The sequence below is a fragment of the Microbacterium sp. AG238 genome, from assembly GCF_003610405.1.
GTDB lineage: Bacteria > Actinomycetota > Actinomycetes > Actinomycetales > Microbacteriaceae > Microbacterium.
Map to the genome: position 1 here is coordinate 278,023 of NZ_RAQC01000002.1, position 20,687 is coordinate 298,709.

Consider the following 20,687-nt stretch of genomic DNA (forward strand, 5'->3'; position numbering starts at 1 on the left):
GTCGCCGCGTCGTGCCCTTGACACCCCTGTGGAGAACCGAGAACGTCCGCGCGTCGGTTCGCCCACGATGGTGGCATGGTCGTACGCACGTCACTCCGCAGACGCCTCCGCCGGGCCGACGCACGCGTCATCATCGGCATCGTGCTGGTGCTGATCTCCATCGCCGGCGTGTGGTCGGTCGTGTCGGCTGCCCGCCAGACCTCGACCGTTCTCAGCGCAGCACGCACGATCGTCGTCGGCGAGCCCGTCGAGGCGGACGATCTGCGCGTCGTGGAGGTGGCACTCGGGGCGGCCGACGAGATCTACGCGGCTCCGGGCACGCTCGAGCCCGGCGCCGTCGCCGCCCGGACGATACCCGCGGGCGAGCTGGTGCCGCGCGGCGCTGTGGCGTCGCCCGATCAGCTGGCTGCGACGACGATCGTCGTACAGACGACGAACGCCGTGCCGGGCTCGGTCTCGGCGGGAACCCGGGTGGAGGTGTGGAGCGCAGCTGAGCGCGAGCGCGGTGTGTTCGCCGACCCCCGCATCCTCGTCGCGGACGCGACGGTGCGAGCCCTGCAGAGCAGTGACGGCCTCGTCGCGCAGCAGCGCTCCGCCGCCGTCGAGTTGGTCGTGCCCCGGGCGGATGTCGGCGCCCTGCTTGCCGCGATCGGCGCGGGAGACGCCCTCTCCGTGATTCCTGCTGCGGGTGGGGACCGCTGATGCGCGTCGTGGTCGCGATCCCGGATGCCGGGCCTTTCGTCGAACGACTGCGTGCCGGCGGCCATACGGAGGTCGCGGTGCTCGCCCCCGACGTGATGGTCGGCGTAGCGCGCGAGGGCTCAGGTGCGACCGAGGCCCTGGCCGAGGCGGATGTCGTGGTGCTCGCTGCATCCCGGGCCTGGCTCACCCGCGAGGTCGTCGAGCTGTGCGATCGCGCGGCGACGCGGATCGTCGCCTGGGCTCGGGATCCTTCCGAGCGCCGGTTCGCGGAGGTCCTCGGTGTCGCGGTCGTCGATGCCGACGTGGATGCCCTGGACGCCGTGACCGCCCTCCCGTCTCCGCGACCGCGCGGCCGATCGCGAGGCCGGGTGATCGTCGTGTGGGGCGCGGCCGGTGCGCCGGGGCGCACGACGCTCGCGATCGAGCTCGCCCGGGAGACGGCTCGGGATGGGCGCCGCGTCGCGCTCGCCGACGCGGACACCCATGCTCCGTCGGTCGCCATCGCGCTGGGCATCCCCGACGAGGGGCCAGGGCTCGCGGCGGCCTGCCGACGGGCATCTCGGGGCGAGCTGACCCCGGCCGAGCTGACCCGTATCGCCGAGCCGGCCGGTGCCGTCGAGGTCCTGACGGGGATCAATCGCACGACACGCTGGCCCGAGCTCGGGTCGGGCCGCGTCATGCGCACCTTGGCGACCTGTCGTGAGTGGGTCGACGACGTGTTCGTCGACGTCTCGGCATCTCTCGAACGCGACGAAGAGATCGTCAGCGATCTCGACGGCCCGCGACGTAATGGGGCCACGCTCGCGGCGCTCGAATCAGCCGACCTGGTCGTCGCCGTCGCCGCTGCCGACCCCGTCGGGCTCTCCCGATTCCTGCGGGCATATCCCGACCTGCGGGCGACGGTCGGGGCCGTACCGGTGCATGTCGTGGTCAACAAACTGCGCGGCGGGCCACTCGGGATCGATCCACGAGGTCAGATCCGCCGCAGCTTCGAGCGATACGCGGGCATCGAGCGATGCTGGTTCGTTCCCTGGGAACCGCGTGCCGCGGACGCCGCGCTCCTCGCGGCGCGCCCCATCGGAGAGGGCAACGGGCGGGGGCCGCTCCCCGCGGCAGTTCGCCGGTTCGTCGGCGAGGCGATCGCCCCGCCGACGCCGTCCACCCCCGCCCAGCTCCGGCGGCAGCGTGTGACGGGGCGGGCGGCGCCAGTGAGGTCGGCCCCCTAGTCTGGAATGGTGTCGACCCTCAGCGATCTCGTCCATGCTCAAGGACTCTCCACCGACGCCGACGTCGAGTGGCTCCACCGCCTCGCGGGCGATGGGCAGCTGTTGGCCGACCTCGCGTTCGCCGACATCGTCATCTGGGTGCCCACGGCCGACGACTCGTTCATCGCCGTGGCGCACACGCGGCCCGGGGGAGCGGCGACGTTGTTCTATCGAGACATCGTCGGCGACCGGGTGCGGCCGCAATGGCGCACGCAGGTGAAGGATGCCTTCACCCAGGCGCGCATCGTCGATTCCGCGTCGCCCGACTGGTTCGAGGAGACCCCCACGCGCGTGCGCGCGGTCCCCATCGTGCGGGAGCGGGCCGCGGAGGGGCGACCGGCGCACGTCGTCGGAGTGCTCACGCGGCACACGAATCTCGGTGAGGCGCGCACACCGTCGCGCCAGCAGATCACGTTCAACGACTGCGCGGACGATTTGTTCGGGATGGTCGCGTCGTCGGACTTCCCCGACCTCAACGCCCCGACCGCCCCGCGGCGCGGCGCGCCGCGGGCATCGGACGGACTCATCCGGCTCGACGTCGATGGCATGACGACCTTCGCTAGCCCGAACGCGCTGTCGGCCTTCAATCGGCTGGGCTTCGAGGATGAGCTCGAGGGTGAGCCACTCATCGAGGTCGCGACCGCGATCCTCCCCAGCAAGCGCGAGTTCGACGAGTCGCTGCCTATCGTGATGGCCGGGCGTGCCCCGTGGCGGGCCGACATCGAGGCACGCGGGGTGACGGTGTCGTTGCGGACCATTCCGCTGCGCGACCACGGTACGCGCATCGGTGCCATCGTGCTGTGCCGCGACGTCAGCGAGATCCGGCACCAGGAGCAGGAGCTCATCACCAAGGATGCGACGATCCGCGAGATCCACCACCGCGTGAAGAACAACCTGCAGACGGTCGCGTCGCTGCTGCGGATCCAGGCGCGTCGCACGCATTCCGAGGAAGCCCGCGACGCTCTCACCCAGGCGATGCGGCGTGTGTCGGCCATCGCCGTCGTCCACGACACCCTCTCGGAGGGGCTCGCGCAGAACGTCGATTTCGACGAGGTCTTCGCGCGCGTCCTCAAGCTCGTCGCCGAGGTGGCGGCAGCGCCCAACACGCGCGCCCGGACGCGATCGACCGGCCGTTTCGGAACGCTGCCGAGCGAGTACGCCACGCCACTCGCGCTCGCTCTCACCGAGCTCGTGACGAACGCGGTCGAGCACGGTCTCGCCGGCACGGAGGGTGACGTCGAGATCGTCGCCGAGCGTTCGGCGGAGCGCCTCGAGGTCAAGGTCCGCGATTCGGGCAGCGGGTTGCCGGAGGGTCAGGTCGGGCGCGGCCTCGGCACGCAGATCGTCCGGACGCTCATCCAGGGCGAACTCAGCGGGACGATCGACTGGCACACGCTCGTCGGGAGCGGCACCGAGGTGACCATCGACATCCCGCTGCGTTACATCGAGCGCGACGCGGGCTGAGTGCGACGAGCGCGTCCGGCGGTCAGGAGGGCTGCGCGGCTCAGGAGGCGCGACGTGCGCGCGCAGCGCGGCGCTTCAGCGCACGGCGCTCATCCTCGGAGAGGCCTCCCCAGACGCCCGAGTCCTGGCCGGTCTCGAGGGCGTACTGCAGGCAGATCTCCGTGACGGTGCAACGGGCGCAGACCGCCTTCGCCTTCTCGATCTGGTCGACGGCGGGGCCGGTGTTGCCCACGGGGAAGAAGAGTTCGGGGTCGACGGTCAGGCAGGCAGACTTGTCGCGCCAATCCATGTGGTGCTCCTTGGGGTGGTGATTCTGTCGGGCCGGACTCGGGTAGTCCGTTACCCTGGATAAGTGTGCGAGCGGATGCTCGCCCCACTTCGCTGTGGGAGCACACGGCTTGATCTATCGTCCCATAGCCCGGACAGATGAATCAAGGGTGAACTGTGGATTTGCTCGCCGCCGGGCCGTGAATACCGGCATTGCGCGGCCTGGATCGAAGGTCGGATGCCATGGCTTCCTCTGCTGTCGAACGCCTCGCGGGAGCCGTGCTCGCGGCCGAGGCCCTGGCGCTCCTCGCGGTCGTCGGGTGGGAGATCGTCGCTCTCGTGAGCGGCGACACGATCGACGTGCCGAGCTCCGTGGCGCTGATCGTGTTGACGGCGGTCGGGGCGGTGGCGCTCGCCGCATTCGCGGTCTCGGTGTGGCGACGGATCTCCTGGGGCCGCTCGGGAGGCATCGTCGCGCAGCTGCTGATCCTGGCCGTCGCGCTCGGTGCGGCCACGGGCCAGTACGCCGACCCGGGAACGGCGGTGCTCATCGCGGTGCCGGGCATCGTCGGTTTCGTGATGCTCGTGGCCGCTACGCGGCGCGCAGCGCGCGATCGCGGCGAATCCTGACACCGCGAGTCCTGCCACCGCGAGTCCTGCCACCGCGACGGGCGACGAGAGCGCTTCAGTCCAGACCGAGCAGGGCGCGCACGCGCGCGACGTGGCCGGTGGCCTTGACGTTGTAGAGCGCGTGCTCGATGCGACCGTCCGCGTCGATGACGAAGGTCGATCGGATGACGCCCTCGACGGTCTTGCCGTAGTTCTTCTTCTCGCCCCACGCGCCGTACGCCTCGTGCACGGCGTGGTCGGGATCGCTCAGCAGCGGGTAGGTCAGCTGCTCCTGCTCACGGAAGCGGCGGAGCTTGGCCTCGTCGTCGCGCGAGATCCCGATCACCTCGATCCCTGCGGCGCGCAAGGAGTCGACGCTGTCGCGGAAGTCGCATGCCTCGCGCGTGCACCCGGGTGTCATGGCGGCGGGATAGAAGAAGACGACCGTGCGCCGTCCGCGCAGGTCCGACAGCGAGAGCGTCGAGCCGTCCTGGTCGTCGAGGGTGAATTCGGGGGCGGGATCGCCCGGTTCCAGACGCGTCATGATTCCAGCCTAGAACGCCGCACGGCCGGGTCGACGCCGGCAGAGAACGTGCCGAGCAGGCGCTGCAGCGAGTCGAGACGTGCCGGTCCGCGTTCGCCGAGTCGGCCCGCCGCGACAGCCTCGATGATCGCGCAGTCGGGTGCGTCGGGAAGATGCGTGCATCCGCGCGGGCATTCTTCGGCGACGGCGGCGAGGTCGGTGAAAGCGGCGAGGATGTTGGCGGGATCGACGTGCCCGAGTCCGAACGACCGCACGCCGGGCGTGTCGATGACCCAACCGCGGCCCTCAGGTCCGCGGTAGCGCAGCGAGACGGTGGAGCTCGATGTGTGGCGACCGCGTCCGGTGACCTCGTTGACGTGCCCGGTCGCCCGGGCAGCCGTCGGCACCAGCGCGTTCACGAGGGTGGACTTGCCGACACCCGAGTGGCCGACGAACACCGTCGCATGACCCACGAGCTTCGCGCCGAGTTCGTCGACCGGCATCCGTCCGCGTCCGCTCGTGAGGACTTCGAGGCCGTCGACCCCCTCGAAGTGAGCGAGGAACGTCGAGGGGTCGGCGAGGTCGGTCTTGGTGACGACGAGCATCGGATGGATGCCGGCGTCGAGGGCCGCGATGAGGTAGCGGTCGACCAGCCGCGGGCGCGGCTCGGGGTCGGCCGCCGCCACGACGATGACCATCTGGTCGGCGTTCGCCACGACGATCCGTTCGACCTGATCGGTGTCGTCGGCGCTGCGGCGCAGCAGCGTCGTGCGCGGTTCGATGCCGACGATGCGTCCGAGAGTGCCCTCGTCGCCCGACACGTCTCCGACCACGCGTGCTCGGTCACCGCTGACGATCGGCTGCTTCCGCAGCTCCCGAGCCCGCACCGCCAGGGTCGTGTGCTCGTCGTCGCCGTCCTCGTCGATGAGCACCGTGTACCGACCGCGGTCGACACCCACGACGCGCGCCACCTGCGCATCGCTGTGCGCGGGGCGGCGCTTCGTGCGGGGCCGATTCGCTTTGGGGTTCGGACGCATCCGGATGTCGGACTCGTCGTACTCCTCGTCGAGGTCGTCGTCGCCGCCGAGCCAGCTCACCCGTCGACCCGCGCATTGTCTGCGAGCATCTCGGCCCACAGCTCGGGGAACTCCGGCATCGTCTTGGCGGTGGTGCCGATGTCGTCGACCTCGACCCCCGGCACGCGAAGACCGATGATCGCGCCCGCGGTCGCCATGCGGTGGTCGTGGTGGGCTCGCCAGAGCCCGCCACGCAGCGGCGCGGGTGTGATCCGGATGCCGTCCTCGAGCTCCTCCGCCGAACCTCCGAGTGCTCGCAGGTTGCCGACCAGAGCAGCGATCCGGTCGGTCTCATGCCCACGGATGTGGCCGATCCCGTGCAGCGTGCTCGGCGAGTCAGCGAAGGCCGCGAGCGCGAAGAGCGACGGTGTCAGCTCGCTCGCGGCAGAGAGGTCGAGGTCGACTCCGCGGATCTCACCGGTTCCGGTGACGGCGAGGACGCCGCTGCGGCGCGTCACCCGAGCGCCCATCTCCGTCAGGATGTCGACGAGCAGGGCACCGGGCTGAGTGGAGTGCACGGGCCAGTGGGGCACGGTCACACGGCCGCCGGTGAGGACGGCCGCGGCGAGGAACGGGGCCGCGTTGGAGAGGTCGGGCTCGATCGTGAGCTCCTTGCCGCGCAACGGACCGGCCGGCACGAGCCACTCGCGTTCGTTCGGGCGTTCGACGACGACGCCGCGGTGGCCGAGTGACTCGACCGTCATGTCGATGTGGGGCAGGCTCGGCAGGCGGTGGCCGTCGTGCACGAGTCGGAGGCCCACATCGAAGCGAGGCGCGGCCAGCAGCAGGCCCGAGACGAACTGGCTGGACCCGCTCGCATCGATCGTGACCTCGCCGCCGCGCACGTGCCCATGCCCGTGCACGAGGAACGGCAGGGTCCAACGGCCGCCGTCGTCGATGTCGACACCGAGCTCGCGGAGGCTACGGATCATCTCCGCCATGGGCCGGTGCAGGGCGCTCTCGTGCGCCGTCACGGTGACCTCCCCGCGGGCGAGGCCCGCCAGGGGCGTGACGAAGCGCATCACGGTGCCTGCCTGGCCGCAGTCGACGACGGCGTCGACGGGGCTTTCGCCGAACGGGGTCACGATGAGGTCGGGACCGAACCGTCCGTCGCCGGGGACCGCTTCGATGTGAGCACCGAGCGCGCGCAGCGCATCGATCATGCGCGCGGAGTCGTCGGAATGGAGGGGCGCGATGAGCCGCGAAGGTGTTTCGGCGAGGGCAGACAGCACCAGCTCACGATTGGTGATCGACTTCGATCCGGGGACGGCGACCTCGGCTCGGACAGGGGCATCGGCGACGGGAGCGCGCCACGGCGCGCCGATGTCGGCGGGACGGGGGGAATACGCGGCTGTGCTCATGGGTTTCCACAGTATCGAACGCCCTCGTTCTGTCGAGGTCGTTGGTCCTACCGAGGGAAGGGAGTCCATGATCGCACTCGCCGATCCCACCGTCGTGCCGTGGGACGCCCACGTAGACTGGCCGCTGATGGAAGAGCAAGCGGTCACCGATCCGAGCGTGCAGTTCGAGGAGCAGGCGCTCCCGTTCATGGACCAGCTTTACGCCGCGGCCATGCGTATGACGCGCAATCCCGCCGACGCGGCGGATCTCGTGCAGGAGACGTTCGTCAAGGCGTTCGCCTCGTGGTCGTCGTTCACGCAGGGCACGAACCTCAAGGCGTGGCTGTACCGGATCCTGACGAACACGTACATCAACACCTACCGCAAGAAGCAGCGGGAGCCCTACCAGGGCACCATCGACGACCTCGAGGACTGGCAGCTGGGCGGAGCGGAATCGACCACCGCATCCAGCAGCCGCTCGGCCGAGGCCGAAGCGATCGACCACATGCCGGCATCCGCGGTGAAGGATGCCCTGCAGTCGATCCCCGAGGATTTCCGGCTGGCGGTGTACCTCGCCGACGTCGAGGGATTCGCCTACCAGGAGATCGCCGACATCATGAAAACCCCCATCGGCACGGTCATGAGTCGTCTGCACCGTGGCAGACGACTGCTGCGTGACCTGCTGGCCGACTACGCGAAAGAGCGGGGCATCGCGACGCCCCCCACGAGGAGCAAGAAATGAGTGACTGCGGCTGCGAGAAGGCGCGACGCGATCTGGAAGAGTACCTGCGCAACGAGGTCTGCAAGACCGAGCATTCCGACATCCGCGAGCACCTGGAATCGTGCCCGGCATGTCGTGACGAGGCTCTGGTCTCGCGCACGCTCACCGAGGTGGTGGCCCGCGCCTGCCGGGAGTCTGCTCCCGAGGAGCTCCGCGACCAGGTGCTGGCGCGGCTGCGGCAGGCCCAGGAGGCCGCGCACGCCTGAGTCCGCCCGTGTGGCTCTGCTGACCGGCTGAGACGGCACGAGAGCACGGGGCGAAAAGCTGGAAGGGGCAGACGTCCGTCACGTCTGCCCCTTCTGCGCTGTCACCGTCTCAGAGCGTGAGCGCCTGCTCGATGAGCTTCGCCTGCTCGACCGCATGCACCTTCGGTGAGCCGGTGGCCGTCGATGCGGCGGCGGGTCGGGTGATGCCGCGAACGGCGCGTCCGTCGAGCTTGGCGGAGGCCTCGAGCGCGATGAACGGCCACGCACCCTGGTTCTCGGGCTCGTCCTGGACCCAGACGACCTCGGCGTTCGGGTAGCCCGCGAGGACAGCCTTGAGCTCGTCGACCGGCGCGGGATAGAACTGCTCGAGACGCACGAGCGCGATGGCCGGGTTCGGCTTCTTGTCGAGCTCGGACTTCAGATCCCAGTGGATCTTGCCCGAGTGCAACAGCACCCGCTTGACGGCGCTCTTGTCGGTGATCGCGATGTCGTCGATGACGGGCTCGAACTTGCCGTTCTGGAAGTCCTCGACCGGGCTCGTCGCGCCGCGCAGGCGCAGCATCGCCTTCGGGGTGAACACGACGAGCGGACGGCGCGGGCGTGCGTACGCCTGGCGACGGAGCAGGTGGAAGTACGACGCGGGCGTCGACGGGCGAGCGACCGTCATGTTGTCCTGGGCGCACATCTGCAGGTAGCGCTCGATGCGGGCCGACGAGTGGTCCGGCCCCTGGCCCTCGTAGCCGTGGGGGAGCAGCAGGACGACACCCGACTGCTGCGCCCACTTCTGCTCGGCCGACGAGATGAACTCGTCGATGACCGACTGGGCGCCGTTGGCGAAGTCGCCGAACTGCGCCTCCCACAGCACGAGCGAATCGGCACGCTCGACCGAGTATCCGTACTCGAAGGCCATCGCCGCGTACTCGCTCAGCAGCGAGTCGTAGACGTAGAAGCGGCCCTGGTTCTCGGAGAGATTCGCGAGCGGCAGCCACTCCTGGCCATTCGAGCGGTCGTGGAGGACCGCGTGGCGCTGCACGAACGTGCCGCGACGGGCGTCCTGGCCGGCGAGGCGGACGTTCGTGCCCTCCATCAGCAGCGACCCGAAGGCGAAGAGCTCACCCATCGCCCAGTCGATGTTGCCGTTGCGGCTCATGTCGTGGCGCTTGTCGAGCAGCTGCTTGAGCTTGCCGTGCACCGTGAAGCCTTCAGGGGCGTTGACGAACGCGTCGCCGATCTGGCGGATGACGTCTTCGCCGACACCCGTCGTCTCGGGCGCGCCGACGGCCTGATCGATCGGCCCCGACAGACCCACCGGGCCGGAGGCGCCGGTTTCGGCGGCGTGCGTCTCGGCGAACGCGACCTCGAGGCGGTCCTGGAAGTCGCGCTTGGCCTGCTCGTACTCTTCCTCGGTGATGTCGCCGCGTCCGACCAGCGACTCGGTGTAGAGCCGGCGGACCGAGCGCTTCGCCTCGATGAGGTTCGTCATGAGGGGCTGGGTCATCGAGGGGTCATCGCCCTCGTTGTGGCCGCGGCGGCGGTAGCAGACGAGGTCGATGACGACGTCGCGCTTGAACTCCTGGCGGTAGCGGAAGGCGAGCTGCGCGACGTGCACGACGGCCTCGGGGTCGTCGCCGTTGACGTGGAAGATCGGCGCCTGGATGGTCTTGGCGACGTCGGTCGCATACACCGAGCTGCGGGCGTCGAGCGGGAGCGTGGTGAATCCCACCTGGTTGTTCACCACGACGTGGACGGTGCCGCCCGTGCGGTATCCGCGCAACTGCGACATCTGCAGGGTCTCGACCACGACGCCCTGGCCGGCGAAGGCCGCATCGCCGTGCACGAGGATCGGGAGCCACGAGAACGACGCGATCGGGCCGCGGTCCTGCTTGGCGCGGACGATGCCCTCGAGCACGCCGTCGACGGTCTCGAGGTGCGAGGGGTTGGCCGCGAGGTAGACCGGAAGCTCATCGCCCTCGTCACCGACGAAGGTGCCCTCGGTGCCGAGGTGGTACTTCACGTCGCCCGAGCCGCTCTTCGAGCCGATGGCGACGGAACCCTCGAACTCGCGGAAGACCTGGCCGTACGTCTTGCCGGCGATGTTCGTCAGCACGTTGAGGCGGCCGCGGTGAGCCATGCCGATCGCGGCCCCCTCGAGCCCGGTGCGAGCGGCACCCTGGAGGATCTCGTCGAGCAGCGGGATCAGCGACTCGCCGCCCTCGAGGCTGAAGCGCTTCTGACCCACGAACTTCGTCTGCAGGAAGGTCTCGAACGCCTCGGCCTGGTTCAGCTTGCCGAGGATGCGCAGCTGCTCGGCGTGGCCGGGCTTCTGGTACTTCACCTCGACGTTGTCCTGGAACCACTTGCGCTGATCGGGGTCCTGGATGTGCATGTACTCGATGCCGATCGTGCGGCAATACGAGTCGCGCAGGACGCCGAGGATCTCACGCAGCTTCATGACCCGCTTGCTGCCGAAACCTCCGGTGACGAACTCGCGATCGAGGTCCCAGAACGTCAGGCCGTGCTGCTCGATCTCGAGGTCGGGGTGCGTGCGCTGGCGGTACTCGAGCGGGTCGATGTCGGCCATGAGATGGCCGCGCACCCGGTAGGAGTTGATGAGTTCCTGAACACGGGCGGTCTTGTCGACGCGCTCGGCGAGGTCGACGTTGATGTCGGTCGACCACTGGATGGGCGCGTAGGGGATGCGCAGTGCGGCGAAGATCTCGTCGTAGAAGCCGTTCTTGCCGATCAGCAGCTCGTGCACCGTCTTCAGGAACTCGCCCGAGCCGGCACCCTGGATGACGCGGTGGTCGTACGTGCTCGTCAACGTGATGGTCTTGCCGATGCCGAGGTTGACCAGCGTCTTCTCGCTCGAGCCCTGGAACTCGGCCGGGTAGTCGAGGGCGCCGGCGCCGATGATGCTGCCCTGGCCGCGCATGAGGCGCGGGACGGAGTGCACCGTTCCGATGCCGCCGGGGTTCGTCAGCGAGATCGTCGTGCCCTGGAAGTCCGCTGCCGTCAGCTTGTTCTTGCGAGCGCGGGTGACCAGGTCCTCATAGGCCGAGAGGTACTCGGTGAAACTGAGCGACTCGGCGCGCTTGATGCTCGGCACCATGAGCGCGCGGGTGCCGTCGGGCTTGGGGAGGTCGATCGCGATGCCGAGACCGACGTGCGCGTGCGCGATGACCGAGGGCTTGCCGTCGACTTCGGCGTACGAGACGTTCTGGCTCGGGAAGGCCTTGAGAGCCTGGATGAGCGCCCAGCCGATGAGGTGGGTGAAGCTGATCTTGCCGCCGCGCGTGCGCGACATGTGGTTGTTGATGACGATGCGGTTGTCGATCATCAGCTTCGCGGGGATCGTGCGCACGCTCGTCGCGGTGGGCACCGTGAGCGAGTCGTCCATGTTCGCCGCGAGGGTCTTGGGCATCCCGCGAAGCGGGGTCACGACGTCTTCACGTTGCTCGACCTCGGCGGCGGGCGTCGTCGGGGCCTGCGCGGGCACGGGCTGAGCGGCCGCGGGCCGCGCCGTCGTGCGGGCGACCGGCTGCGAGCCGACAGTCGGCACGGGCGCCGTCACCGGGTGGGATGTCGTGGCGGGCTGAGCGGCCGCGGGCTGCGACGGAGCGGATGCGGCGGGCTTCGCGCTGGCGCCGCTCACGTGAGCGGCGTAGGCCTCGAGCGTCGGCCACCACTCCTTGTCCACCGAGTTCTTGTCTTCGCGGAACTGTTCGTACAGTTCCGCGACGAGCCATTCGTTCGCCCCGAACTCGCCGTCGTTCGAGGTTCCGATTCCGGTCGCCTGGCTGGACACGGCAGATCGCCTGCTTTCATCGGTGAAGATCAGTTCTCACGGCGGTGGTCCGCCGCCGCGCACAGTCTCCTAGGGTAGCCCAGATCAACGGACCGGATGCCGCCACAGCATCCGTGGTATCGCATCGTGATCGAGGCGCTCCGGCCGCCTGTCGGGTCGGCGGCGTAGCGTATGGGCCATGCGTTTCTCCGGTGCAGATCCCACGGTCGACTTGACGTACTCCGATGTCTTCCTCGTGCCGCGCCGATCGGCCATCACGAGCCGGCTCGACGTCGATCTCGCCCCCGGCGACGGCACCGCTGCCACACTGCCGATCGTCTCGGCCAACATGAACTCCGTCACCGGTCCGCGCCTCGCCGCCACCCTGGCGCGGCGCGGCGGTCTGGGCGTCCTGCCGCAGGACATGCCTCTCCAGGATCTCGACGCCGCCATCCGATGGGTCAAGGACCAGCCGGTCGCGTGGGACACCCCGATCGTGCTCTCACCGGATGCCACGGTGGCCGAGGCATCCCGCATCCTCCCCGCGCTCGACGGGCACGGCATCGTCGTCGCCGACCCGGCGGCACCGACGCGGCGCATCGAGGACATCGCCGGAATCGTCCCCGCCGCCCGCCTCGCGACCGCGTTGCCCGACGCGCGTCTGGGCGACCTCGTCCGAGACCGAGCGACCGCGATCGACGCCGACGATGTGGCCGATCCTCGGGCCGCCTTCGACCTCATCGACGCGGCCGACGTGCCGGTCGTCGCGATGCTCCACCAGGGGGTGCTCGTCGGCACCCTCTCGCGCCGCAGCGCGCTGCGCACCGCGATCTACCGCCCCGCCGTCGACGGCGACGGCCGGCTCATCGTCGCGGCCGCGATCGGGATCAACGGTGACGCGGCGGCCAAGGCGCAGGCGCTCGCCGCCGCGGGCGTCGACGTGCTCGTCGTCGACACCGCCCACGGGCACCAGGAGGGCATGCTCCGCGCACTGCGCGAGGTCGCCGCGCTCGATCTCGGTCTGCCGATCGTCGCGGGCAACGTCGTCACGGCCGAGGGCGTGACCGACCTCGTCGATGCGGGAGCCACGATCCTCAAGGTCGGCGTCGGCCCCGGCGCGATGTGCACGACCCGCATGATGACAGCCGTCGGGCGCCCGCAGTTCTCCGCGGTGCTCGAGACCGCGCAGGCCGCGGCGGAACGCGGCGCGCACGTATGGGCTGACGGTGGAGTCCGCTACCCCCGGGATGTCGCCCTCGCGCTGGCCGCGGGCGCGGCATCCGTCATGATCGGCTCGTGGTTCGCCGGCACGATCGAGTCGCCCGGCGAGGTCCAGCTCGACGACGAGGGACGTGCGTTCAAGGAGTCGTGGGGAATGGCCTCGACGAAGGCCGTCGTCGGCCGGTTCGGGCGTCTCGATGCCTATGAACGAGCGCGCAAGGAGCTGTTCGCCGAGGGCATCTCGTCGTCGCGCATCTACCTCGACCCGCTGCGTCCGGGCGTCGAGGATCTGCTCGACATGATCACCTCGGGCGTGCGTTCGTCGTTCACCTACGCGGGCGCGGCCACGGTCGCGGAGTTCCACGACCGCGCGACAGTGGGTCTGCAGTCGGCGGCCGGCTACGAAGAGGGCAAGGCGCTTCCCGTCAGCTGGTAGGTCCGCGCGCCGTGCTTCGCTCGCAGTTCGCGGGATGGGGCGCGCTTCGTACTGCGGCCGACGACCGAAAGTGCGCCCGATGACTGCGCCGCTCTCGGCTCACCGCCCGGGGCGCGGGCGGGCCGAGGGGAGGCCGTCGGCCCGCAGGATGTCGTACAGCAGCCGGGGGCTCCGCAGGTGCGGGGTGCGCCATCGTGAGAGCGCGCGAACCTGACGCCGTAGTGCGTCGCCCCGATCCTTCTCGGCGATGAGCACCTGCTCGGGTGTGCGTCCCTGCCGCATCGCCGGGTCGAGGTACTTGCCGGTGCCGTCGAACTCGCCGATGTGGTCGTGATCGGGCCACCAGAAGTCGGCGAACGCGTCGCGGCCGTCCGGCAGGGTGAAGCGCTGTTGCAGCGTCGGTGCGGGGAAGCCGAGCCGGTCGATCAGGACTCTGCTCTGGGATTCGCGGACGCTGTCGGAGAAGCCGGTGGCGAACGCGGTCACGGCGGCGACTCGGGCGTGGGCGCGGCCGGTGTAGCGGGATGCCGCTTCTTCGAGCTCCTGCCGCGTGCACAGTGCGCCGCCGGAACGTCGGTGCCACAGGGCCTGGTCGGCGGCGACGACCCCGCTGACCGCGGGCAGGAGCGACACAAGGTCGACGGCCGTACGCGCGGGCACGGTGAGGAGATGCGCGCCCCAGGGCATCACCTCGTCGGCATCCAGCGGCCGGTGATGGCGGCGGATGGCGCCCGATGAGCCCGCGGACGTGGCCGTGGTGACGTCGATCGTTCGCGGCCACGAGCCGAGCAGATCGATGCCGAGCACGGCGGCGGCCGCGTGATGCGAGAAGACGGTGCCCGGGCGCAGGCGGGCCGCAGCCTCCCACACGCGCTGCGCGTGCGCGTCGCGCGGATTCAGCGCCGCCCAGGCCTCGGACGCGGCGTACGACCCGCGCGCGATCGGAGTCGCGGCCCCGGTTCTGCGCGCCCGATCGAGGAGCCGCGCGGTGGTCTCGTCGGCCTCGCGCCGCCGGACGACGACGTCCAGCGGCGGTCGGGTCATCCAGTTCATGCCGGAAGCCTGCCCGAGCGCGGGGCTCACCGGGCCCGCGGCATCCGTCACCGCGGAATCCGCCGTCCCACACGCTCCGGGGGAGGAATCGACGTGAAGCGCACTTCTCGAAGAGAAGCGCAGCTCGAAGCGCGCTCGACGCGCGAAGGTGCGCCCGACCCCAGGGCAACGCAAGCGAACCGGATGCCGCCCTCCGGGCCGCCCTCGACAGGCGTAAGATCGGGCGCACGATGGACGACCCTCCTAGTTGCCGACCCTCGCCCCGCCGACCCCGATCGATCGGGGGTGACGCCTGATGGATTTCGTCATGCTGGGCGTGGGGCTCCTGCTGACCGTCGGCACCGGTCTGTTCGTCGCGAGTGAGTTCGCGCTCGTCAATCTCGATCGCGCAGATCTCGAAGCGCGCCAGGCGGCGGGTGAATCCCGACTGTCGATGACGATCGCGGCGCTTCGGATCACCTCGACGCATCTGTCGAGCGCGCAGCTCGGGATCACCCTGACGACGCTGCTGACCGGTTACACGATGGAGCCGGCGATCTCGAATCTGCTCTCGCCCGTCTTCGAGGCGTGGGGCTGGCCCGAGACCGTATCCCGCCCGGTCGCCGCCATCGTGGGCGTGTCGATCGCGACGATCTTCTCGATGATCCTGGGCGAGCTCGTCCCGAAGAACTTCGCGCTGGCGATCCCGCGCCAGACGGCGAAGCTCGTCATCCCGTTCCAGACCCTGTTCACGACCGTGTTCCGGCCGGCTGTCACGGTGCTCAACGGCAGCGCGAACGGCGTGCTGCGCTCGATGGGCGTCGAGCCCAAGGAGGAACTCTCGGGTGCCCGCTCCGCGGAGGAGCTGTCGAGCCTCGTGCGCCGGTCCGCGAGTGCGGGCGTGCTCGAGAAGGACACCGCCTCGCTGCTCGACCGATCGCTCACGTTCGCCCGGCTCACCACGGCCGACGTCATGACGCCGAGGCCCAGCCTGCACGCCGTCGCCGCGGGCGACAGCGTCGAGGACGTCATCCAGCTCGCGCGCCGCACCGGCCACAGCCGGTTCCCGGTCTTCGGCGACTCGATGGACGACATCACCGGCATCGTCCACGTCAAGCAGGCGGTCAGCGTTCCGCGCGAGCGCCGCGCCGATGTGCCCGCCGCCGCGATCGCGGAGGAGCCGCTGCGGGTGCCCGAAGCGGTGCACCTCGACGCCGTGCTGGGCGAACTGCGCGCTCGGGGCTATCAGATGGCGATCGTCGTCGACGAGTACGGCGGCACCGCCGGTGTCGTGACCCTCGAGGATCTCGTGGAAGAGATCGTGGGCGAGGTGCTCGACGAGCACGACCGCAACCGGGCCGGAGTGCTTCGGGTCGCGGGCGGCATCGTGTTCCCCGCCGATCTTCGTCCCGACGAGGTGCTCGACCGCACCGGCGTCCGCGTCCCCGAGGGCGACGTCTACGACACCGTCGGCGGATTCGTGATGAGCGTGCTCGAACGTATTCCCGTCGTCGGCGACACGGTCGAGATCGAGGACGGCACGCTCACGGTTCAGCGCATGGACGGCAGGCGCGTCGACCGTGTGCTGTTCGAGCCCACCCCGGTGCCCGATACGGCGACGACCGCATCGGCGGTCGAGCCGATGCGACGCGCGCCGCGTCGCGAGGACGGTGATCGTCGATGAACGATTGGGCAGGACTGGCCTGGCTCGTCGTGCTGCTGGCCTTCAACGCGTTCTTCGTCGCGAGCGAGTTCGCCGTCATCTCCGCGCGCCGATCTCAGATCGAGCCGCTCGCCGACAAGGGATCGCGCTCGGCGAAGACCGCGCTGTGGGCGATGGAGCACGCGACGCTCATGCTCGCTACCTGCCAGCTGGGCATCACGATCTGCTCGCTGGTGATCCTCAACGTCTCCGAGCCGGCGATCCACCATCTGCTGGCCGTGCCGCTCGGGCTCACCGGGTGGGGCGAGGCAGTCGTCGACGTCGTCGCCTTCGCAGTGGCGCTCATCGTCGTGTCGTACCTGCATGTCGTGTTCGGCGAGATGGTTCCGAAGAACCTGGCGTTCTCGCTGCCCGACCGGGCGGTGCTGCTGCTGGCGACACCGCTGCGCTGGGTGTCTCGGCTCTTCTACCCGATCATCGTCGCCCTGAACTGGATCGCCAATCACGCGGTGCGCCTGTTCCGGGTCGAGCCGAAGGACGAGGCGACGTCGACCTACACGCTCGACGAGGTCGCCACCATCGTCGCGACCTCTCGCATCGAGGGCGTGCTCGACGATGCGTCGGGAACGGTCGCCGCGGTCGTGGAGTTCACAGACAAGAAAGCCGCCGACGTCGCCGTGCCGCTGAGCGAACTGGTGACACTGCCCGAGACGGCCACGCCAGAAGACGTCGAGCGCGCCGTGGCGCGGCACGGCTTCTCGCGCTACGTCATCGTGGACGACGCCGACCAGCCGGTCGGGTACGTGCATCTGAAGGACGTGCTGCGCGAGGCGGAGGATGCCGACGGCGTGGCCTCACGGCCGATCAAGTCGAAGCGCATCCACCTGATGGTGCCCGTCGCCGAGACGACCGATCTCGAGGATGCGCTCGCCCTGATGCGGCGGTCGAGTCGTCACCTCGCTCAGGTGCGGGATGCCGAGGGTCGGACGACCGCGGTGCTCTTCCTCGAGGACATCATCGAGGAGCTCATCGGCGAGGTGCACGACGCCACGCGCCGCGCACCTCGCTGGGCCTGAGCGAGCCCGGCCCGGAAGGGGCGAGGTGGGGACGCCGGTTCAGCGACGCCGCGCGCGGACGTACTGCGGCGGCCAGATCTCGGCGTCCTCGCCCAGCTCGTCGGCCGCGCGGAGCCCGAAATGCGGGTCGCGCAGCCACTCGCGGCCGGCCATGATCGCGTCGGCGGCGCCCGCGACGAGGATGTCCTCGGCCTGGGCACCGGTCGTGATCTCGCCGACGGCGCTGACGGGCAGGCCGGTCGTCGTGCGGATCTCGCGTGCGAAGGGCACCTGGTAGCCGGGACCAGTGGTGATGCGCTGGTGTGCGACGAGCCCGCCGCTCGAGACGTCGATGAGGTCGGCGCCGCGCTCGTGCGCCCATGTCGAGACCGTCGACGTGTCGGCGACATCCCAACCGCCCTCGGCCCAGTCCGTCGCCGAGAAGCGCACGAACAGCGGGGCGTCCGGTGCGGCGGCGCGAACCGCCTCGAGGATGCGCAGCAGGAGCCGCGCGCGGTTCTCGAGCGAGCCGCCGTACTCGTCGGTGCGCTGGTTCGACAACGGCGACAGGAACTCGTGCAGCAGGTAGCCGTGCGCGGCGTGGATCTCGAGCACGTCGAAACCCGCCTCGAGTGAACGGCGCGCCCCGTCGGCGAATGCGGTCACGAGCGCGTCGATCTCGGCAAGATCGAGCTCGTCGGGCCGGGCGTAGCCGTCGAAGGCCACGGCGGAGGGGGCGAGCGTCTGCCAGCCGCCGTCGGTCGCCGGCACGGTCCCGCGCTCGGCGGCGAACGGCGAATAAGTCGATGCCTTGCGGCCCGCATGCGCGAGCTGGATCGCGGCCACCGCACCCCGGTCGTGGATCGCGGTCACGATCGGACGCCAGGCGTCGCGCTGCGCGTCGTTCCAGATGCCGGTGTCTTCGGGCGTGATGCGACCTTCCGGCACGACCGCGGTCGCCTCGGCCATGACGAGTCCGGCGCCGCCCGAGGCGAACTGCGCGAGGTGGACGTGATGCCAGTCGTTCGGGATGCCGTCCTGGGCCGTGTACTGGCACATGGGGGCGACCCAGAGGCGGTTGCGCACCTCGACGGTTCGGATGGTCAGGGGGCTGAACAGCTGGCTCACGCCGGGCTCCTTCGGGGCGCCGATAGGGTGGCGCCATGGTCGAGATCCACGAATGGGATGCGCGCGACACGGCCGCGCTCCTGCGCAAGCCAACTGCCGACGACCACAAGTATTCCCGTGGGGTCCTCGGTGTGCGAACCGGGTCGCAGGAGTATCCGGGAGCCGCCGTGCTCGGCGTCGAGGCCGCGTGGCGGACCGGCGTCGGCATGGTGCGTTACCTCGGCCCCGAGCGTCCCGCCGATCTCGTGCTGCAGCGCAGGCCCGAGACCGTCACCGCGCCCGGACGCGTGCAGGCGTGGCTGATCGGATCAGGGACGGATGCCGCGACCCGGCCCGCCGCCGAGACCGCCCGGCTGGGGGAGCTGCTGCAGGGCGACCTCCCCGTCGTCGTCGATGCGGGCGCTCTCGATCTGGTCGCCGGCGCCGCAGCACCGCTCGTGGTCACGCCGCACCAGAGCGAGCATGCACGACTGCGAGCCCTGCTCGGCCTCGACCATGCGGTACCGACATCGCTTGCCGACCGCATCGCCGCGGCCCGCGAGACCGCCGCTGCGGCGGGGATCGCCGTGCTGCTGAAGGGCGCCGAGACCGTCGTCGCCGCGCCCGACGGCTGGAACACCGTCGTCCGTGCCGGAACCGGGTGGCTCGCCACCGCGGGCACGGGCGACGTGCTCGGCGGCATCCTGGGTGCGGTCGTGGCGGCCCGGGGTGCTCAGCACGACCTGGATGCAGCGGCCCTGGCGCCGCTGGCCGCCGCCGCGGCGTTCATCCACGGGCACGCCGGTCGCACCGCAGGGCCTGGTCCGATCACGGCGTTGGATGTCGCCGAGGCCGTGCCCGCCGTGGTCGACATGCTGCTCTCGGGCCGTGACCCGGGCGGCCGCTGACGTCCGGCGGCGCTGGAACGGGCTCACCGTAGGATGTGACGGTGTCGAGACGGGGAACGCTGTGGGTCGCGTTCGCGCTCGTCCATGTCGTCGTCGCGGCGCTCGGATTCGTCTTCCCGAACCAGCCGATGGGTGACGTCTACCTCGTCTACGAACCCTGGTCGCAGCGAGCGCTCGCCGGTGAGGGCATCGTGGGAGTCGACGAGGACTGGGTGTATCCGCAGCTCGCCCTCGTCCCGCTCGTGCTCGCCCACGGATTCGCCTGGATCGCGGGCTACACCGTCGGATGGGCTGTCTTCGTCTCGGCCCTGGATGCCGTGGCATTCGCCGTCCTCGTCGGGCGTGCCCGGTCGCGCGGCCGTGTGACGGCGGCGTGGTTCTGGCTCGCCGCGATCCTGCTCCTCGGGCCCGTGGGGCTCTACCGGCTCGACGCCGTCACCGTCGCGCTCGCCGTGATGGGGTGCCTGTGGCTTCGCGGACGGCCCTGGCTCGCCGGCATCCTGCTGGCGGTCGCGACCTGGATCAAGGTGTGGCCGGCGGCGATCATCGCGGCCGCCGTCATCGCACTCCGGCGCCGATGGGCGCTGGTCGGCGCGGGCCTCGTCGTCTCTGCCGTCACGCTCGCCGTCGTCGTGGGCGCAGGGGGTCTCGATCACGCTCTCGGGTTCATCGGCGATCAGACCGGGCGCGGACTGCAGGTCGAGGCTCCCGTGAGCATGTTCTACCTCTGGGGTCAGATGCTCGGGCTCCCGGGCTTCTTCGTCTACTACTCGACGGAGATCCTCACGTTCCAGGTGACCGGCACCGAGATCGATCCCGTCATCGCGGCGATGACTCCGATCCTCATGCTCGGAGTCGGCGCCGTGGCGGTCGTCGCCGCTCTCAAGGTGCGCCGCGGTGCCGCGGTGCGGGACCTTCTGCCGGTCGCGGCGCTCGCGATCGTCGCCGTGTTCATCGTGCTCAACAAGGTCGGGTCGCCCCAGTATCTGTGCTGGCTCGTTCCGCCGGTCGTGCTCGGGCTGGTCGTCGCACGCCGCGATTGGGCGCGTCCCGCGGTCCTCGTGCTCGTGCTGAGCGCTCTCACCCAGCTCGTCTATCCGGTGTTCTACGGCGAGGTCCTGACGGCGCACCCGCTGGGCGTCGGCATCCTCACCGCTCGCAACGCCCTGCTCGTCGTCCTCGGTGTCTGGATGGTGGTCCGCCTCGTCCGGGTGCCGGTTCGGACGCCGTCATCCATCCCCGTCTGAT

18 protein-coding genes are annotated in these 20,687 nt (G+C 70.2%); 11 read left to right on the forward strand and 7 right to left on the reverse strand.

Annotated features, from left to right (window positions below; all coding sequences use genetic code 11):
* Positions 1-75 precede the first annotated feature (75 nt).
* Genes DEU36_RS12865 through DEU36_RS12875 form a run of 3 tightly spaced genes read left to right on the forward strand, consistent with a single transcriptional unit; the run spans position 76 to position 3,431 of the window.
* Positions 76-702, forward strand: a complete 627-nt coding sequence (locus DEU36_RS12865) for an SAF domain-containing protein (protein ID WP_120264739.1) — start codon at positions 76-78, stop codon at positions 700-702.
* Positions 702-1,928: a hypothetical protein gene (locus DEU36_RS12870; RefSeq protein ID WP_120264740.1), complete on the forward strand. Its 1,227-nt coding sequence runs from the start codon at positions 702-704 to the stop codon at positions 1,926-1,928. The genes DEU36_RS12865 and DEU36_RS12870 overlap by 1 nt, the downstream gene beginning before the upstream one ends.
* A gap of 9 nt (positions 1,929-1,937) precedes the next feature.
* On the forward strand, positions 1,938-3,431 hold the full coding sequence (locus DEU36_RS12875) for a sensor histidine kinase (RefSeq protein ID WP_120265160.1): 1,494 nt from the start codon (positions 1,938-1,940) through the stop codon (positions 3,429-3,431).
* A 40-nt stretch (positions 3,432-3,471) separates the two neighbouring features.
* Here DEU36_RS12875 and DEU36_RS12880 read toward each other — a convergent pair whose 3' ends face one another.
* A complete protein-coding gene (locus DEU36_RS12880; RefSeq protein ID WP_023955350.1) occupies positions 3,472-3,720 on the reverse strand; it encodes a WhiB family transcriptional regulator in 249 nt (82 codons plus the stop codon).
* A 221-nt stretch (positions 3,721-3,941) separates the two neighbouring features.
* Here DEU36_RS12880 and DEU36_RS12885 point away from each other — a divergent pair, with 221 nt between their 5' ends.
* Positions 3,942-4,328, forward strand: a complete 387-nt coding sequence (locus DEU36_RS12885) for a histidine kinase (protein WP_120264741.1) — start codon at positions 3,942-3,944, stop codon at positions 4,326-4,328.
* 55 nt (positions 4,329-4,383) lie between these two features.
* Here DEU36_RS12885 and bcp read toward each other — a convergent pair whose 3' ends face one another.
* Genes bcp through aroA form a run of 3 tightly spaced genes read right to left on the reverse strand, consistent with a single transcriptional unit; the run spans position 4,384 to position 7,267 of the window.
* The gene (bcp, locus tag DEU36_RS12890) at positions 4,384-4,851 is read right to left on the reverse strand and encodes a thioredoxin-dependent thiol peroxidase (RefSeq protein ID WP_120264742.1); all 468 of its coding nucleotides are present in this window, start codon (positions 4,849-4,851) and stop codon (positions 4,384-4,386) included.
* Positions 4,848-5,927 carry a ribosome small subunit-dependent GTPase A gene (gene rsgA, locus DEU36_RS12895; RefSeq protein WP_120264743.1) on the reverse strand — a complete coding sequence of 360 codons (1,080 nt, stop codon included), beginning with the start codon at positions 5,925-5,927 and terminating at the stop codon, positions 4,848-4,850. The genes bcp and rsgA overlap by 4 nt, the downstream gene beginning before the upstream one ends.
* A complete protein-coding gene (gene aroA, locus DEU36_RS12900; RefSeq protein ID WP_120264744.1) occupies positions 5,924-7,267 on the reverse strand; it encodes a 3-phosphoshikimate 1-carboxyvinyltransferase in 1,344 nt (447 codons plus the stop codon). Before aroA ends, rsgA begins: the two co-directional genes overlap by 4 nt.
* A gap of 67 nt (positions 7,268-7,334) precedes the next feature.
* Here aroA and DEU36_RS12905 point away from each other — a divergent pair, with 67 nt between their 5' ends.
* Together DEU36_RS12905 and DEU36_RS12910 are read left to right on the forward strand one after the other, a co-directional pair.
* The gene (locus tag DEU36_RS12905) at positions 7,335-7,988 is read left to right on the forward strand and encodes a sigma-70 family RNA polymerase sigma factor (RefSeq protein ID WP_120264745.1); all 654 of its coding nucleotides are present in this window, start codon (positions 7,335-7,337) and stop codon (positions 7,986-7,988) included.
* Complete coding sequence (locus tag DEU36_RS12910; protein WP_120264746.1) at positions 7,985-8,233, forward strand: zf-HC2 domain-containing protein; 249 nt, start codon at positions 7,985-7,987, stop codon at positions 8,231-8,233. Before DEU36_RS12905 ends, DEU36_RS12910 begins: the two co-directional genes overlap by 4 nt.
* Before the next feature lie 109 nt (positions 8,234-8,342).
* On the opposite strand, the gene DEU36_RS12915 is transcribed toward DEU36_RS12910, so the two are convergent.
* Positions 8,343-12,038 carry a multifunctional oxoglutarate decarboxylase/oxoglutarate dehydrogenase thiamine pyrophosphate-binding subunit/dihydrolipoyllysine-residue succinyltransferase subunit gene (locus DEU36_RS12915; protein ID WP_183045398.1) on the reverse strand — a complete coding sequence of 1,232 codons (3,696 nt, stop codon included), beginning with the start codon at positions 12,036-12,038 and terminating at the stop codon, positions 8,343-8,345.
* A 178-nt stretch (positions 12,039-12,216) separates the two neighbouring features.
* On the opposite strand from DEU36_RS12915, the gene DEU36_RS12920 reads away from it, so the two are divergent.
* Positions 12,217-13,674: a GuaB1 family IMP dehydrogenase-related protein gene (locus DEU36_RS12920; protein ID WP_120264747.1), complete on the forward strand. Its 1,458-nt coding sequence runs from the start codon at positions 12,217-12,219 to the stop codon at positions 13,672-13,674.
* 99 nt (positions 13,675-13,773) lie between these two features.
* On the opposite strand, the gene DEU36_RS12925 is transcribed toward DEU36_RS12920, so the two are convergent.
* Positions 13,774-14,727: a hypothetical protein gene (locus DEU36_RS12925; RefSeq protein WP_147374416.1), complete on the reverse strand. Its 954-nt coding sequence runs from the start codon at positions 14,725-14,727 to the stop codon at positions 13,774-13,776.
* A 295-nt stretch (positions 14,728-15,022) separates the two neighbouring features.
* Between DEU36_RS12925 and DEU36_RS12930 the strand changes: the two genes are divergently transcribed.
* Both DEU36_RS12930 and DEU36_RS12935 read left to right on the forward strand, forming a co-directional pair.
* Positions 15,023-16,390 carry a hemolysin family protein gene (locus DEU36_RS12930; protein WP_120264749.1) on the forward strand — a complete coding sequence of 456 codons (1,368 nt, stop codon included), beginning with the start codon at positions 15,023-15,025 and terminating at the stop codon, positions 16,388-16,390.
* Positions 16,387-17,445 carry a hemolysin family protein gene (locus DEU36_RS12935; protein WP_120264750.1) on the forward strand — a complete coding sequence of 353 codons (1,059 nt, stop codon included), beginning with the start codon at positions 16,387-16,389 and terminating at the stop codon, positions 17,443-17,445. The genes DEU36_RS12930 and DEU36_RS12935 overlap by 4 nt, the downstream gene beginning before the upstream one ends.
* A gap of 39 nt (positions 17,446-17,484) precedes the next feature.
* Here DEU36_RS12935 and DEU36_RS12940 read toward each other — a convergent pair whose 3' ends face one another.
* Positions 17,485-18,552, reverse strand: coding sequence for an NADH:flavin oxidoreductase/NADH oxidase (locus tag DEU36_RS12940; protein WP_120264751.1), 1,068 nt, complete (start codon positions 18,550-18,552; stop codon positions 17,485-17,487).
* Positions 18,553-18,587: 35 nt separating this feature from the next.
* Here DEU36_RS12940 and DEU36_RS12945 point away from each other — a divergent pair, with 35 nt between their 5' ends.
* Positions 18,588-19,439: an ADP/ATP-dependent (S)-NAD(P)H-hydrate dehydratase gene (locus DEU36_RS12945; protein ID WP_120264752.1), complete on the forward strand. Its 852-nt coding sequence runs from the start codon at positions 18,588-18,590 to the stop codon at positions 19,437-19,439.
* Between the two features lie 41 nt (positions 19,440-19,480).
* On the forward strand, positions 19,481-20,686 hold the full coding sequence (locus DEU36_RS12950) for a glycosyltransferase family 87 protein (RefSeq protein WP_259455371.1): 1,206 nt from the start codon (positions 19,481-19,483) through the stop codon (positions 20,684-20,686).
* The last annotated feature ends 1 nt before the right edge of the window (position 20,687 follow it).

Bases quoted from the DNA above. Each gene is read 5' to 3' on its own strand.
- DEU36_RS12865 (WP_120264739.1), top strand. From the start codon at position 76: ATGGTCGTACGCACGTCACTCCGCAGACGCCTCCGCCGGGCCGACGCA.
- DEU36_RS12870 (WP_120264740.1), top strand. From the start codon at position 702: ATGCGCGTCGTGGTCGCGATCCCGGATGCCGGGCCTTTCGTCGAACGA.
- DEU36_RS12880 (WP_023955350.1), bottom strand. From the start codon at position 3,720: ATGGATTGGCGCGACAAGTCTGCCTGCCTGACCGTCGACCCCGAACTC.
- DEU36_RS12885 (WP_120264741.1), top strand. From the start codon at position 3,942: ATGGCTTCCTCTGCTGTCGAACGCCTCGCGGGAGCCGTGCTCGCGGCC.
- bcp (WP_120264742.1), bottom strand. From the start codon at position 4,851: ATGACGCGTCTGGAACCGGGCGATCCCGCCCCCGAATTCACCCTCGAC.
- aroA (WP_120264744.1), bottom strand. From the start codon at position 7,267: ATGAGCACAGCCGCGTATTCCCCCCGTCCCGCCGACATCGGCGCGCCG.
- DEU36_RS12905 (WP_120264745.1), top strand. From the start codon at position 7,335: ATGATCGCACTCGCCGATCCCACCGTCGTGCCGTGGGACGCCCACGTA.
- DEU36_RS12910 (WP_120264746.1), top strand. From the start codon at position 7,985: ATGAGTGACTGCGGCTGCGAGAAGGCGCGACGCGATCTGGAAGAGTAC.
- DEU36_RS12920 (WP_120264747.1), top strand. From the start codon at position 12,217: ATGCGTTTCTCCGGTGCAGATCCCACGGTCGACTTGACGTACTCCGAT.
- DEU36_RS12925 (WP_147374416.1), bottom strand. From the start codon at position 14,727: ATGAACTGGATGACCCGACCGCCGCTGGACGTCGTCGTCCGGCGGCGC.
- DEU36_RS12930 (WP_120264749.1), top strand. From the start codon at position 15,023: ATGGATTTCGTCATGCTGGGCGTGGGGCTCCTGCTGACCGTCGGCACC.
- DEU36_RS12935 (WP_120264750.1), top strand. From the start codon at position 16,387: ATGAACGATTGGGCAGGACTGGCCTGGCTCGTCGTGCTGCTGGCCTTC.
- DEU36_RS12945 (WP_120264752.1), top strand. From the start codon at position 18,588: ATGGTCGAGATCCACGAATGGGATGCGCGCGACACGGCCGCGCTCCTG.